The organism is Nostoc sp., from assembly GCF_036917435.1.
Classification (GTDB): domain Bacteria; phylum Cyanobacteriota; class Cyanobacteriia; order Cyanobacteriales; family Nostocaceae; genus Nostoc.
The window spans coordinates 16464-31219 of the sequence record NZ_JBALDM010000051.1 but is presented as its reverse complement, the minus strand read 5'-3'; the positions used below and the strand labels follow the sequence as shown (position 1 = coordinate 31219).

Genomic DNA, 14756 nt, shown 5'->3' with positions numbered 1-14756 from the left:
AAAAAAGTAGTTACGAAAGTTAAGTTTTTAGGTCGTCTAATAGTCGAAATCGAAAAAACATTTTATCTGTAGTATTCAAATAAAGACGGAGTATTCCAATGGATTATCAACAAGAGGAAATAAAAAATCTAGAGAACATTATAAGTAAATTACAAAGAAGAAAGTACGATTTTGCAAATGAAAAAATTGATATTGATGGTTTAGGAAAAAGACTTGAGTACAAAGAAGAAATTCATAAATGTGATGAAGAAATTAAGGAAAAACTTCAGAAACTAGAAGTATTAAAAAGTCAAAATCAACAAGAGAATTCAAGGGTTTGGAGTGAATTAAGTCAAAAAATTAAACATATTCCAATCCAAGATGAAACTATTGATTTTTTTGTTACAAGGAACATAACTGAGCCTGTTGTGGATTTTCAATGGAAAGAATCGGTAATTTTATCACTTACTCAACTAAGGCAAACATCTACTCAAAAAGAAGATTCAACAACTGCTTCGACCGATCACGTAATAAATAGGATATTACGGCTCGATAAATCAAAGGAACAATCTCGTGCATTAGCTCTATTTGCATTAGAATACTTAGCTGAAGAAGCAAAAGAAAATGAGCTTAAAGATAAAACAGTTGAATTTATTATTAATAATGCAATAAAAACTCTCAACGAAAATGATGGTCGCACCAATAACCCAAGTACTAGAATCGACAAAGCTTTTGAGAAATTACTGCGTTATTCCTGTTTTGCCCAAACATGTCAAGATAGATTGATACAAAGCTATATCTCAGCTTATGATAATGATAAATATCGCACTACGATTGGATGTATTTTTCTGTATACTCTGAATGATATCGAAGTCCTCAATGCCAGAAATTGTACTCAAAAGTTATATCCTCTTCTAGAAAAGTTGACTAAGGCTAGATTGGTTGAAGATCGTGTTAAGGCAGGACTTAGATTGGTTAATGAATTTTTTCTTCCACATCTAAACAATAACCTTACAGAAATAAATTTCTTGCCAGAAGAACTTTTAAATTTGACAATTAAAATTCTGCTTAAAATTATTAGTGAGAATGTAACAGATAACAATGCAGTTTCAACTACTGCGCTCTGGGCTTTAAAATGGTTAACAGCATCATGTGAAAATAGTAGCAATTATACAGTTTATCGTTTTACCGAAAAAGAACTAGATATTCTGCGGGAATTTGCTACAAATAATAAACAAGACGTTGTTGCCAGGGGTTGGGCAGTTTTAATCTTGAGTAAATGTAATTGTAATTACGAAAAGCCTGTATTTGCTCAAGCAGACTGGATATATGAATGGGCAATTGTAGCAGATGGCGTTAAGCCTCAAAAACAGCTACCAGTCATGATGTCTCTTAATCGTCCCCCAGATATTGTAGTGCTGAAATATTTAATAGGTTCTGATTTGCCTATCGAAGGAAAACGCTCTGTTGCTATTGCCCTGGGAAGATTAGGATGTTTTGTAGAAGAAATGATAGAGCCACTTCTAAAAATTTTTCATGACGATATGGCTGTTTTTAAAGAGCGTGACGAAGCATTAGTTTATTTAGCTTTTATTGGTAATTCCAAGGTGATATCTCAACTTGGGCAAGAAGCTCAAGAACCATTTGAAAAAGACCCTAAAAAATATGATTTACCTGGACGATGTTTTCTAGCATTAATGGGGATAGGTAATTTAAAAGAACTTGAATACAGACTTATTCATAGCATCAGCGAACAATTCCAGATTAATGCTTATGCCTATGCACTGGCAGGCATTGCAAATTCTCAAGGGATAGAGGTTTTAAAATCTCTAAAAAATCATCATAAAAAGCAAGTACGTGATGCGGTAAATAATGCTTTATCTAGAGCAAAAGAATGGAGTCATAATAATTATAATCAAATTAGTCCTAATTCTTCTAGTAACAATGAAGATAGATTTTTAGCTCGGCAAGGTCACTTAATTCATAAGATGAAAGCTAAGGATAGTACTGGTAGATGGGCATATTATTTCCTTTACGTAGAACCTAGTAAAGAAAAGGAATTTATGAATGCACTTAACTCGAATCACAGTATTGATTTGGAAGATTATGGTAAAGTAGTTGGCTCTTGTTATGGAGAGAAGCCCGATGAACAATTAAGAAATCTTTTAAAAGAAAAGTATGGGTTTGAGGTTTAATATACAACAAGAGGATTACTATTCGATATCTGATGCAAACTTGAAATTGTAGTCAGGAAATATCCATCAGTTATCATCTGCTGTAAATAGTTTTATTGAGAAAAGAATTAGTTCGATTCCTGATTTTACCCCGTAACTAACAGTCCCTAAATACCAGATATATCAGGGATTACAGCAATTATGTAGTCAAGAAGCCAAATATTAAGCGACCATTTGAAGCTGCAATCTCTCTAACTACCAAAATCTTTGAAACCTATAATTTGCAAGGGTTTTCAGCCTCTATTTCCGCTTTTGTAAGGATCTCGGCTCTATGCCGTCTACACTAGAAAGCTCATAGCAGTGAGCCTCAAAACTATTCTGTATACTATTTTTGCTGTTTTATTAGGTCTTGCTCAGGTTTTAGTTAATACTGGTAGTAAAGTACTGAGCTAGTCAAAATACTAGGGTAGGGTGATGTTCTTTAGGAGACAGCTATGAGCGATAAAGATCAAATCCTTGAAATTTTCTTTAAAGAATATGACAAGTTAAAGTCGGAGCAGGCTCAACGAATTGGCTTTCGGGACAACCTACTTTACGTGACGCTAGGCTTGTTCGGAACAGTTGTCTCGTTTGCCGTTTCCAATCCATCTAACTATTACGCCCTACTCGTGATTCCCTGGGTTTGTCTCATTCTAGGTTGGACTTATGCAGTGAATGACGAGAAGATTTCGTCGATTGGCAAATACATTCGCTACAAGCTGGTAGACAAAGTTAAGGAACATACAGGTTATATGGATCTGGAAACCCTCTTTGGTTGGGAGATTGCCCATCGTAACGACAAACATCGTAAGCGCCGCAAGGTTCAGCAGTTGATCGTGGACGAAATTACATTTGTCTTTTCGGGCATGATTGCTCTTTCGGCGTTCTGGTTTCTGGTTTCTCAGCCTCCCCTGGCGGTAACTATTCTTTCCTGGGTCGAACTTCTGCTTTTAATTGTGTTAGGAGTCGAGATGCTTATTTATGCTGACCTGGCAGAGGGGCGCTAGCGTTTTATCCTGAGAGTGTGCCATGCAGAGGTATGCCCTGTTTGGCCCAATTCAATACCCAAGACTGTAAAACCAGCAAGCATCTCGTAGGATGATAGATGTTGAGGTGCGATGCCTAATGGCAAGTTGCTCCGCATCTACGCAAAATTACCTGTGACAAATCAAGAAGACAACGCCCAATCTCTGGTGCGAACCCCCTTATATCAAGTGGGTGTAGAACTCAAAGCCCGCTTTACCAGCTTTGGCGGTTGGGAAATGCCTGTGCAATTTAGTGGCATTAGCCGCGAACACGAGGCTGTAAGAAATACAGCCGGAATGTTCGATATTTCCCACATGGGCAAATTTACCCTCCAAGGTAAAAATCTCATTTCCCAACTCCAGCCTCTAGTGCCTTCAGACTTGAGTCGATTGCAATCCGGTCAAGCACAATACACCGTATTGTTAAATCCCCAAGCCGGAATTATTGATGACATCATTGTTTATTACCAAGGTGAAGACAGCTCTGGTATACAAAAGGCATTTATCATCGTCAATGCAGCAACCTCTGCTAAAGATAAAGCATGGCTTTTGCAACATCTAGACCTAGATAAAGTGCAATTCCAAGACCTTTCACCAGAAAAAGCCTTAATTGCCGTCCAAGGGCCAAAAGCGATTAAATATCTCCAGCCTTTAGTGCAAGAAGACTTACAACCAATCAAAGCTTTCGGACATTTAAAAGCAACCCTACTAGGTAAACCTGCCTTCTTCGCCCGCACAGGTTACACCGGAGAAGATGGCTTTGAGGTGATGGTAGACCCAGATGTGGGCGTAGAATTGTGGCGAAATCTTTATAAAGCTGGTGTTATCCCCTGTGGACTCGGTGCGAGAGACACCCTGCGCTTAGAAGCAGCAATGGCACTTTATGGGCAAGATATCGATGACATCACCACACCCTTAGAAGCAGGTTTGGGGTGGCTAGTTCACTTAGATACCAAAGGTGATTTTATTGGACGGGAAGTTTTAGCACAACAAAAAGCCTCTGGAGTGCAGCGTCGATTGGTGGGTTTACAAACTCAAGGACGTAACATAGCCCGTCATGGCTATCAAGTGTTATCAGCAGGTAAAGTTGTGGGAGAAATTTCCAGTGGCACTCTGTCGCCCACACTTGGTTATCCCATTGCTTTAGCCTACCTCCCTACCGAACTGGCAAGCATCGGTCAGCAGCTAGAAGTCGAAATTCGTGGTAAAGCTTATCCAGCAGTTGTGGTTAAACGTCCCTTTTATCGGTCAAAAAATCGTGCCGCCAACTGATAAGCGCCAGGCTTTTTAAGGAATAATGTGTTGTGAGTTACTCAATCTACAGTAAGGTTCATTACCAGACATGGCTTTGATGACTATTGGGGCAATAATTTTTTTGATAAGGGAGAGGAAGTGATATGTCTTTTGAATATCCTCAAGATTTTAGATACCTTGATTCTCATGAATACGTGCGAATAGATGGCGAAATTGCCACCATTGGCATTACTGAGTTTGCCGTACATGAATTGGGTGATATCGTCTTTTTGGAACTGCCAGAAATTGGCGACGCTCTTACCAGGGGAGAAAACTTTGGCACAATTGAATCAGTGAAAGCCGTTGAAGAACTGAATTCACCAGTCACAGGAACAGTTGTAGAACGCAATGATGCTTTAATTAACGATCCCGAACAAGTTTCTGATGATCCCTATGGTGAAGGATGGTTCTTGAAAGTGCGCGTCAATGACCCTGGTGAAATTGAGGATGCCTTGACAGCAGATGAGTATCGCGCACTGGTGGAAGGCGAGTAGGGAGTGGGGGATGAGGAGGATGAGGGGGACAAGGGAGACAAGGTAAAATTTTCTCCCCCATCTCCCCCATCTCCCCCACTCCACTCCCCTCGAAGATAAGTCATGAAATTTAGATAAACTCAAAAGTTACACCTACTTCTGATGAGTATTTATTGCAAAATATGAAATAGTACTATCTGGAGAGTAATTTGTGGTATTGAACGCCCCTGTTCTCAAATCAAATGAGCAGCAAGTGCTGAACCAAAAAAGTCAAAAATTAAGTAGTTTTGCGCCAAGACACATTGGCCCTAACTCCGACGACATCCAGCTTATGCTTAAGGTTTTGGGATTTCCCAGCCTGGATGCCCTAATCGACAAAACAGTTCCCCAGACAATCCGGCTGAAGCAACCGCTAAAGTTACCAGAAGCCGAAAGTGAGTATGCAGCACTGGCATCCTTAAAAAAAGTTGCTGACAAAAATCAGGTTTTCCGTTCATACATCGGTATGGGATATTACGACACTATTACCCCTCCTGTGATTGGGCGTAACATCTTAGAAAACCCAGGTTGGTATACTGCTTACACTCCTTATCAGCCAGAAATTGCCCAAGGGCGACTTGAAGCGCTGCTAAATTTTCAAACCCTGATTATTGACCTCACAGGTTTGGAAATTGCCAATGCTTCGCTACTTGATGAAGCTACAGCCGCAGCTGAAGCAATGAGTTTAAGCTATGGTGTCTCCAAAAATCAGGCTTATGCCTATTTTGTCTCTGATGAATGCCATCCCCAAACTATTGACGTGTTACAAACACGTGCTAAACCATTAGGTATTAAGATAATTGTCGGCGATCATCAAACATTTGATTTTGATCTACCAATTTTTGGGGCTGTTCTGCAATACCCCGCAAGTGATGGCACGATTTACGACTACCGCGCTTTTATAGAAAAAGCCCATGCTAAGGGTGCATTGGTGACGGTAGCAGCAGATCCTTTAAGTTTAACTTTGCTTACCCCTCCTGGGGAATTTGGTGCTGATATTGCTGTCGGTAGCACCCAGCGATTTGGTATTCCGTTGGGGTTTGGGGGGCCTCATGCGGCATACTTTGCAACGAAAGAAGAGTATAAGCGGCTGGTTCCAGGGCGAATTGTCGGAGTATCAAAAGATGCTCAAGGTAAACCTGCACTGCGTCTGGCTTTGCAAACCCGCGAACAACACATCCGCCGCGAAAAAGCTACTAGTAATATTTGTACTGCACAGGTGCTACTGGCGGTAATGGCGAGTATGTACGCTGTTTATCACGGGCCAGATGGACTTAAGCAAATTGCGGAGAATATCCACAAGCTAACTTTAATGTTGGCAGCAGGACTAAAGCATTTGGGTTACAAAATTAGTTCTGAACATTTCTTTGATACATTGCGCGTGGAGTTGGGAACACGCAGCCTGGCAGTAATTCTCGAAGCTTGTCAAGCACGGAATATTAACCTGCGGATTTTTGATGACAATGCCGTTGGTATCTCTGTAGATGAAACAACTACAGTAGATGATTTGTTAGAGCTTTTGGAGATTTTTGCAGCGCCTGATAGTCTATTGTTCGGTTTTAAAGAAATTGGAGACTTAATTGCAGCACAGCGCAAATCACATCTAGATAATTCAACCCTCTCCCGTACCAGTAAATATCTCACCCATCCTGTTTTTAACCGCTATCATTCAGAAACTGAATTATTGCGCTATCTGCACAAGCTAGAAGCTAAGGACTTGTCGCTAACAACATCGATGATTCCCTTGGGTTCTTGCACAATGAAGTTGAATGCAACAGCAGAGATGATTCCGGTAAGTTGGGAGGAATTCGGCAAGATTCACCCATTTGCACCCGCGTCGCAAACTCAGGGTTATCAACTCCTGTTTGAGCAACTTGAGGCATGGTTAGCTGAAATTACTGGTTTTGCCGGAATTTCTCTACAACCAAATGCTGGTTCTCAGGGCGAATATGCTGGACTTTTAGTAATTCGTCAATATCACGAAAATCGGGGTGAAGCACACCGTAATGTCTGTTTGATTCCCACCTCTGCACACGGGACAAACCCGGCGAGTGCGGTGATGTGCGGTATGAAGGTGGTGGCAGTTGCCTGTGACTCACAAGGCAATATTGATGTTGATGACTTGAAGGCTAAGGCAGAAAAACACAGCCATGAATTAGCCGCGTTAATGGTGACATATCCCTCAACTCACGGTGTCTTTGAGGAACCAATTCAGGAAATCTGCGCTGTTGTTCATAGTCACGGTGGACAAGTTTACATGGATGGGGCAAATATGAATGCCCAAGTGGGAATTTGCCGTCCTGGAGATATTGGCGCGGATGTCTGCCATTTAAACTTGCACAAAACCTTCTGTATTCCTCATGGTGGCGGTGGCCCTGGTATGGGGCCCATTGGGGTAGCCTCTCATCTTGTGCCATTTTTGCCGGGACATCCTGTTGTAACTATCGACAACTCAACTCAGCACTCGAATATTGGTGCTGTTGCTGCTGCACCTTGGGGTAGTGCCAGTATTCTGGTGATTTCTTGGATGTATATCGCCATGATGGGTGCTGATGGTTTAACCCAAGCAACTAAGGTGGCGATTCTCAGTGCTAACTACATCGCCAAGAAACTGGAATCGTACTATCCGGTTTTGTATCAGGGGAAAAATGGTCTAGTTGCCCATGAATGTATTTTAGATTTGCGATCGCTAAAAAAATCAGCCGCGATCGAAATCGATGATGTAGCCAAGCGTCTCATTGATTACGGTTTCCATGCGCCGACTGTCTCCTGGCCTGTAGGGGGTACAATCATGGTGGAACCTACAGAAAGTGAATCTAAGCAAGAGTTGGATCGTTTCTGTGATGCCTTGATTTCTATTCGCCAAGAAATCGCTGAAATAGAATCAGGTAAGGTGGATATTCAAGATAATGTTTTGAAGAACGCACCCCACACCGCCGAAAGTCTGATTGTCGGAGAATGGCATCATCATTATTCTCGTGAACAAGCCGCCTATCCTGCGCCTTGGACTCGTGAATATAAATTCTGGCCGGCTGTCGGTCGAATTGATGCAGCCTTTGGTGACAGAAATTTTGTTTGTTCTTGTCTGCCAATGGATGCTTATTCCTGATATAGCTATACAGTTTAGTTAAAATTTGCTCCCCTTAACTCTCGTTTTCAGAAAGTTAAGGGGATTTTTCGCGCAAAGACTCTTTCTGCGTCTTTGTGTGAGAAAAGTAACTTTGATAATCGAACCACAGAGGCACAGAGGACACTGAGAAAGAGGGAAAAGTTAATGATTGCTATTATGTGGTGCTGGGTGAGCTAATTTTTTTATCTGTCGTTAGGATAGGTTACAGATGTAAAAATTATCTCTGCCGTTAGCGAAGATTGGCTTAGTCTTAGGACTTACGTAAGTAATAGCCGAAACCCTTATTTCTAGGTAGGGGTAATTCATGAATTGCCCCTACCGTATGTAGTTTTGCGTAAGTCTTAAGTCTGATAAATATCTAATTCTAATAACCTAAGTTGCGGCTTTATAGACTTCAAAGATTCAGAAAGAATGTCATCTCCTCAAATAATTCATAAGCTGTAACTGCAACTGTCTTTTGACAGAATCTGTCGTTGAGTCTTTGTTTTTATCGCCTGTTTCATCAATAATCAATATAATTTATTGCCTAGCCAAGAGAGCGTCCCAATGAAAGCAAATTTATCAAATATATTGTCATTGCGAATGAAGCAATTGCAAAGTCTAGGTACACAAAATATCTTGAGAAATTTTAACCATATATTTACCTACCCTTTAACTACCTGAGTTAAAGTTTACAAAAATATCACGTAAACAATTTAACCTTAAATAGACAAAATTAGCCTGCCTAACTTCCAATATCAGCAGCGTTTACAAAACTCACCGCAATTGTGACGATTAAGGTAGAATTATTAAAGGTTCTTTACAGAGTTTTGCTAATCATACCCAATTCTGTTAAAAAAGCCTAGCATTCAAATGTAAATATCAAAACCCCCTCTAGAGTTCACCAAAAGTTTCTATGACGCTCCCAATTCGCAACGTCGCCATTATCGCCCACGTTGACCACGGCAAAACCACCCTGGTTGACGCACTCCTCAAACAATCCGGCATTTTCCGCGAAGGCGAAGACGTTCCGGATTGCGTTATGGACTCCAACGCCCTAGAACGGGAACGGGGTATTACTATCCTGTCTAAAAATACAGCCGTTCGCTACAAAGAAACACTAATTAATATTGTTGATACTCCTGGACACGCTGACTTTGGTGGCGAAGTGGAACGTGTACTCGGCATGGTTGACGGATGTCTTCTAATTGTCGATGCCAACGAAGGCCCCATGCCCCAAACACGCTTTGTCTTGAAAAAAGCTTTAGAAAAAGGGCTACGCCCCATCGTTATCATCAACAAAATTGATCGTGGACAAACTGACCCCCACGTTGCTGTTGATAAAGTCTTGGATTTGTTCTTGGAATTAGGGGCAGATGAAGACCAGTGCGATTTTACCTATCTGTTTGCCTCTGGTATGGCAGGTTTTGCGAAGGAAAGCCTGGAAGCAGAATCGGTAGATATGCAACCTTTGTTTAACGCGATTCTGAAACACGTTCCATCACCAGTGGGCGACAGCACCAAGCCTCTGCAATTGCAAGTTACAACCCTAGATTATTCTGAATATCTGGGACGGATTGTAATTGGCAGAATTCACAACGGTACTATCCGAGCAGGACAACAAGCAGCTTTAATTACAGAAGATGGCACCATCGTCAAGGGTAAAATTACCAAATTGATGGGCTTTGAAGGACTAAAGCGGATAGACATGGAAGAAGCAACCGCAGGTTATATTGTGGCGGTGGCTGGTTTCGCTGATGCTTATATTGGGGAAACCATTACTGATCCCAACAATCCGCAAGCTTTACCACTAATTAAAGTGGATGAACCAACCTTGCAAATGGCCTTCTGGGTGAATGATTCGCCCTTTGCTGGTCAAGAAGGTAAGTTGGTGACTTCCCGTCAAATACGCGATCGCCTATTCCGCGAACTCGAAACCAACGTGGCTTTGCGCGTCGAAGAAACCGATTCTCCCGATAAATTCCTCGTTTCCGGTCGTGGAGAACTCCACTTAGGTATCTTAATTGAAACCATGCGCCGGGAAGGATTCGAGTTTCAGGTATCTCAGCCACAGGTTATTTACCGTGAAATTAACGGTCAACCTTGCGAACCTTATGAACTTTTGGTGTTAGACATTCCTGCTGATGGTGTGGGTAGCTGTATCGAACGCCTGGGACAACGTAAAGGCGAAATGCAAGATATGCAACCAGGTAGTGGCGATCGCACCCAGTTAGAGTTTGTCATCCCCGCCCGTGGTTTGATTGGTTTCCGGGGTGAATTCATGCGGATGACTCGTGGTGAAGGCATCATGAACCACAGCTTCTTAGATTACCGTCAATTCAGTGGCGAAATAGAAGCCCGTAACAAAGGCGTTTTAGTCTCATTTGAAGAGGGTGTTTCTACCTTCTACGCCATGAGAAACGCCGAAGATAGAGGAGCATTTTTTATCACTCCCGGCACAAAGGTTTACAGAGGTATGATTGTGGGAGAACACACTCGTTCCCAAGATTTGGAACTAAATATCTGTAAGACCAAGCAGTTGACTAACCACCGGGCTGCTGGTGGCGATGAATTGGTGCAACTGCAAGCACCGATAGACATGAGCCTAGAGCGTGCTTTGGAATACATCGCAGCCGATGAATTGGTGGAAGTTACACCCCAATCGATTCGTCTGCGGAAGATGTCGAAGAAGTTGGCGAAACGGTAAGTAAAACTGTAACTTAATTAATTTAGAAAGCCCACTAGTGTGGGCTTTTTTGTTTGCTATGTGTGTAACAATCATTTTTAAAATGGGTATAACAATAATACAAGTCTAATAATATATGATGTACATCACACATGAGTCAGCGTAACCATCCTATATTAGGAAAGTTTGTTAAAGAATTTAAACCAAAAATTTCCAGAGAACTTGGTAAGATTATTGGTATTACTTTTTGTCTTATTTTGTTTAGTATCTCCCAATTTTTATTGGGTTTACCTCAAGGAAGTGTAAGCCTAATATTAAGCTTAGTATGTCTTATAATAGCTGGTGTTTTAGCATACCGTATTATAGATATACTAAAAGACCGTTTATTTCTATATGAAAAGGGATTAGTTTATCAGTCAAGCAATAAAATAAGCATTATAAGTTTTAGTGATATTGTGGCGCTATGGCAATACAGCGCTAAATATTATTTATATTTTATAATTCCTACTGGTAGAACGACTTATGAGTACACTATTCAGACTAAAGATGGTAACAGAATAATTCTTGATGAAATAATTGCTAAAGAGGAATTAGGTAAGCATTTAAATTATGAACTTTTTAAACACCTGATGCCTAGCCTCAAGTTTAACTATAATGCAGGAAAAGAGGTTTTTTTTGGAGAAATAACAATCAGTAAACATGGAATAAAAACTAAAAATGTTACATTACCTTGGTTAGAGGTTGAACGTATAGATATTTCAGCAGGCAAACTTTATATTAGGAAAAAAAATAGTGGTTGGCTGGACAAGAATTGGTATGTTACGGAAGTATCGACAATATACAATTTATATATTTTTCTAGAAATGACTAATACAGTTCTTGAAAATACGTAAACAACCTGTATAACAAATATTAAACACTCAAGTTAGTGGTGGGGTGTAATACATTAAATTAGTATGGTTAAACTCACTAAGTCACTATTACAAGTATTGGGATGGCTCTTTTTCTTGGCAGCATTTGGAAGTCTTATTCTTTACTTTCAGAATAGGATTGATAGTATCATTCCGTCTGCAACTTTTGCTGCTCTTTTTGGTGTATTTCTAACTGAAGCTTCAAGAACAGCAGATAAGCAGATACAGCGTTCTAAATTTTTTCTTGAGCAGTCACTTTCAGGCTTTGATCATGCTGTTAACTTACTAAGTGACAGGAATAACGATAGACGTAAATATATTTCTGTAGCTCGCAGACTTCAGCAATCCTTAGAACTTTCAAAAAATATTACAGAGAAAGAACACAAAATTATCTTGCAAATAGAAATTGATCGATATCGGCATCAACTCTGGGAAATTTTGAACCCCGATGACGAGCATATTACTTCTGCGTTCTTCTATGGTGTTAGCGATCCGAGTTTAAATATTGATGAAGCAGCAAAACAATCCAGTCTTCCTAAAATTGGAGAGCCGAAGGATAGGATATCTTCGATACATAGCTTGTCATCTAAATCGCTGTTCGTGATTTGGAATTTTATGGAGTTTCCAGAAAATTATGCAGATCCACTTCATAATACCTTTTCGCAGGAACAGATTGAGGCGTTGCAGCTACAGCACAAACCTTTGTACGAGTACCTACAACATAAGCACAAACACCACTCTATTGCTGGTAAACTTCACAAGTTATTAGACAAAGAGCAATAGACTGAGCAGCTGAATATCCACTCAAGTTTATCCGCGCTATGCTTGGTACTGCTTTCATTTCACACAAACTCTACACGTCCTATCATCTCTTCAGGTGTCATCACCTCATAAATTCAAACCTTGGTTTGAATGATTTCACCAATTGAACGAGTTCCTTTTTTGCAGTAAGTAATACCAGGATGATCAAGCCTATAACTTGCAATAATCAAAAAATCTGCATCTTGGGTACTAACTCATCCTCTTCTGCTGTGCGGCGAGCAATCTCGTCTCAGCGATCAAAGTCCGGTAAAATCAAGGTATGAAATTCGAGTGGGATCACCAAAAGAACCAAGCAAATATTGCAAAGCATGGACTTGATTTTGCAGACGCTCCCAGAATGTTCAATCTACCACTACGTATTTCTCTAGACGAACGTCAAGACTACGGCGAGGATCGATGGATTGGGTTGGGAATACTTGATGGACGTGTTGTGGTTGTAGTTTTTACAGAACCAGACGAGCAAACAATCCGAATTATTTCACTTCGCAAAGCTCTGCCTTATGAACGAAAACGATATGAACAATTCCTCAAGGACGAACTGGGACAAAGTTGACTCACTCACAGAAGAGGAAATTGATACATCTGATATTCCTCCCTTAACCGAGGAATTTTTTGGTAATTCACGGTGGTGGAAACCTGTAACACCAATGAATGTTATTGTCCAAGTAGATCCTGAAACGCTGGCTTGGTTCCAATCTCAAGGCGAGGATTATGAAAAGAAAATGGCTGCGGCACTACGCATTTATGCAGAGGCTCACAAGATGTAAAGATGTTTTATGAAGAAGGAAGTTGAAAACGAAATAGAAGATGAATTACGTCCTGAGTACGACTTCGCTCAAATGGCAAGCAGTCATAAACCAACCAAATATAAAGCGGTTTCAATAAGAACATCAGGCACAACCCCTGAGACACTGTGAATTTTGGGTGGGGTTGAGTTAAAAAAGAAACATGAAAATTATTAAACCCATCACCAATTGGTTAGAAACCCGCGCTTGTACCCCGACTTATGGCGGTTGGGTACTAGCAGCGACCGCTATTTGTTTTTTTGGAGCAGGTATCAATACGATGGCTGGTTGGCTGTATGCCATTAGCGGCATCAGTTTTGCCCTTTTGGGTGTAGCAGCTATCTTACCGCCGCGATCGCTCACAGGTCTATCCATCACTCGCCGTCCCATACAACCTGTGTCAGCAGGCGACGATCTGACAGTGGAATTAGAAATCTGCAATCAGACACAGCAGCCTGTAAGTTTATTGCAAGTCGAGGATATATTACCCTTCGTCTTAGGGAAACCAGCACAAAAGGCGATCGAAACAATTCCTAGCCAAGGTAGTTACCGTTGGGTATATTACCACCCTACCCAGCGCCGGGGCGTTTATCGTTGGCACACAGTTGAACTAGGTTCTGGTGCGCCTTTGGGATTGTTTTGGTGTCGCCGTCAGCGTGATTGTGCTGCCACAGCGATCGTCTATCCCACAATCTTACCCTTGGCTACCTGCCCCTTGGTAGACGAAATGGGGCAAGAAGAGAGCAAAAGGGGCGATCCTCGTGGTAGACCATTGCAGACAGCGACAACAGGGCTGGTGCGATCGCTCCGTCCTTATCGCCTGGGAGATCCTACCCGTCTCATTCACTGGCGAACTAGCGCCCGTTATGGTGAATTAAGGGTACGGGAGTTAGAAATGGTGACAGGTGGCCAAGAAATAGTTATTGCCCTTGATAGTGCTAGTAATTGGGAAGAAGAAAACTTTGAACAAGCAGTAATTGCCGCAGCTTCACTGTATTTTTACGCACAGCAACAGCAATTACAGGTGCAACTATGGACAGCATCGACAGATTTAATTAAAGGCGATCGCTTTGTACTAGAAACTTTAGCAGCAACAACAAATACAGAAGATGCTAGTTCAGTAGTTCCTAAAAGTCATCCCTTGATTTGGTTGACTCAGAATCCTTTGAGTGTTGCTACTCTTCCTCAAGGTAGTCGCTGGGTTTTGTGGCCAAATATTTCTTCACCAGTAGAACAAGAGATAATCAATCGCGATCATCCTGGTATTTTTGTGCAAAGCGATCGCGCTCTACAACCCCAACTGCAAAAAACGTTACATTCGTATTGATCAATACTTTAGGCAAAAAACTAAAGACTAGAAGGGCTATACTAACAAAGCCGATCTCTACAAATTGTAAAGCTTTTAGCCTACGGAGGTAAGC

At 41.1% G+C, this 14756-nt stretch carries 11 protein-coding genes; all 11 read left to right on the top strand.

Annotated features, from left to right (window positions below; genetic code table 11):
• Positions 1-98: 98 nt before the first annotated feature.
• The 11 genes from V7K98_RS25360 (at position 99) to V7K98_RS25305 (ending at position 14662) form a co-directional block, all read left to right on the top strand.
• Positions 99-2174 (top strand): HEAT repeat domain-containing protein, encoded by a 2076-nt coding sequence (locus tag V7K98_RS25360; protein ID WP_335026943.1) that lies wholly within the window; start codon positions 99-101, stop codon positions 2172-2174.
• A 473-nt stretch (positions 2175-2647) separates the two neighbouring features.
• Positions 2648-3199, top strand: a complete 552-nt coding sequence (locus tag V7K98_RS25355; RefSeq protein WP_335026941.1) for a hypothetical protein — start codon at positions 2648-2650, stop codon at positions 3197-3199.
• A gap of 153 nt (positions 3200-3352) precedes the next feature.
• Positions 3353-4489 (top strand): glycine cleavage system aminomethyltransferase GcvT, encoded by a 1137-nt coding sequence (gene gcvT, locus V7K98_RS25350; RefSeq protein ID WP_335027087.1) that lies wholly within the window; start codon positions 3353-3355, stop codon positions 4487-4489.
• Between the two features lie 125 nt (positions 4490-4614).
• Positions 4615-5004, top strand: a complete 390-nt coding sequence (gene gcvH, locus V7K98_RS25345) for a glycine cleavage system protein GcvH (RefSeq protein WP_335026939.1) — start codon at positions 4615-4617, stop codon at positions 5002-5004.
• Between the two features lie 190 nt (positions 5005-5194).
• Positions 5195-8131 carry an aminomethyl-transferring glycine dehydrogenase gene (gcvP, locus tag V7K98_RS25340; RefSeq protein ID WP_335026937.1) on the top strand — a complete coding sequence of 979 codons (2937 nt, stop codon included), beginning with the start codon at positions 5195-5197 and terminating at the stop codon, positions 8129-8131.
• Positions 8132-9047: 916 nt separating this feature from the next.
• The gene (typA, locus tag V7K98_RS25330; protein ID WP_335026935.1) at positions 9048-10838 is read left to right on the top strand and encodes a translational GTPase TypA; all 1791 of its coding nucleotides are present in this window, start codon (positions 9048-9050) and stop codon (positions 10836-10838) included.
• Between the two features lie 131 nt (positions 10839-10969).
• Complete coding sequence (locus V7K98_RS25325) at positions 10970-11710, top strand: DUF6585 family protein (RefSeq protein ID WP_335026932.1); 741 nt, start codon at positions 10970-10972, stop codon at positions 11708-11710.
• Positions 11711-11773: 63 nt separating this feature from the next.
• The gene (locus V7K98_RS25320; protein ID WP_335026930.1) at positions 11774-12511 is read left to right on the top strand and encodes a hypothetical protein; all 738 of its coding nucleotides are present in this window, start codon (positions 11774-11776) and stop codon (positions 12509-12511) included.
• Positions 12512-12809: 298 nt separating this feature from the next.
• On the top strand, positions 12810-13103 hold the full coding sequence (locus V7K98_RS25315; protein WP_335026928.1) for a BrnT family toxin: 294 nt from the start codon (positions 12810-12812) through the stop codon (positions 13101-13103).
• Positions 13066-13317, top strand: a complete 252-nt coding sequence (locus V7K98_RS25310) for a BrnA antitoxin family protein (protein WP_335026926.1) — start codon at positions 13066-13068, stop codon at positions 13315-13317. The genes V7K98_RS25315 and V7K98_RS25310 overlap by 38 nt, the downstream gene beginning before the upstream one ends.
• A gap of 181 nt (positions 13318-13498) precedes the next feature.
• Positions 13499-14662 carry a DUF58 domain-containing protein gene (locus V7K98_RS25305; RefSeq protein WP_335026924.1) on the top strand — a complete coding sequence of 388 codons (1164 nt, stop codon included), beginning with the start codon at positions 13499-13501 and terminating at the stop codon, positions 14660-14662.
• Positions 14663-14756: the final 94 nt, after the last annotated feature.

Coding starts and splice junctions, on each gene's coding strand:
- V7K98_RS25360 (WP_335026943.1), top strand. CDS start 99: ATGGATTATCAACAAGAGGAAATAAAAAATCTAGAGAACATTATAAGT.
- V7K98_RS25355 (WP_335026941.1), top strand. CDS start 2,648: ATGAGCGATAAAGATCAAATCCTTGAAATTTTCTTTAAAGAATATGAC.
- gcvH (WP_335026939.1), top strand. CDS start 4,615: ATGTCTTTTGAATATCCTCAAGATTTTAGATACCTTGATTCTCATGAA.
- typA (WP_335026935.1), top strand. CDS start 9,048: ATGACGCTCCCAATTCGCAACGTCGCCATTATCGCCCACGTTGACCAC.
- V7K98_RS25325 (WP_335026932.1), top strand. CDS start 10,970: ATGAGTCAGCGTAACCATCCTATATTAGGAAAGTTTGTTAAAGAATTT.
- V7K98_RS25320 (WP_335026930.1), top strand. CDS start 11,774: ATGGTTAAACTCACTAAGTCACTATTACAAGTATTGGGATGGCTCTTT.
- V7K98_RS25315 (WP_335026928.1), top strand. CDS start 12,810: ATGAAATTCGAGTGGGATCACCAAAAGAACCAAGCAAATATTGCAAAG.
- V7K98_RS25310 (WP_335026926.1), top strand. CDS start 13,066: ATGAACAATTCCTCAAGGACGAACTGGGACAAAGTTGACTCACTCACA.
- V7K98_RS25305 (WP_335026924.1), top strand. CDS start 13,499: ATGAAAATTATTAAACCCATCACCAATTGGTTAGAAACCCGCGCTTGT.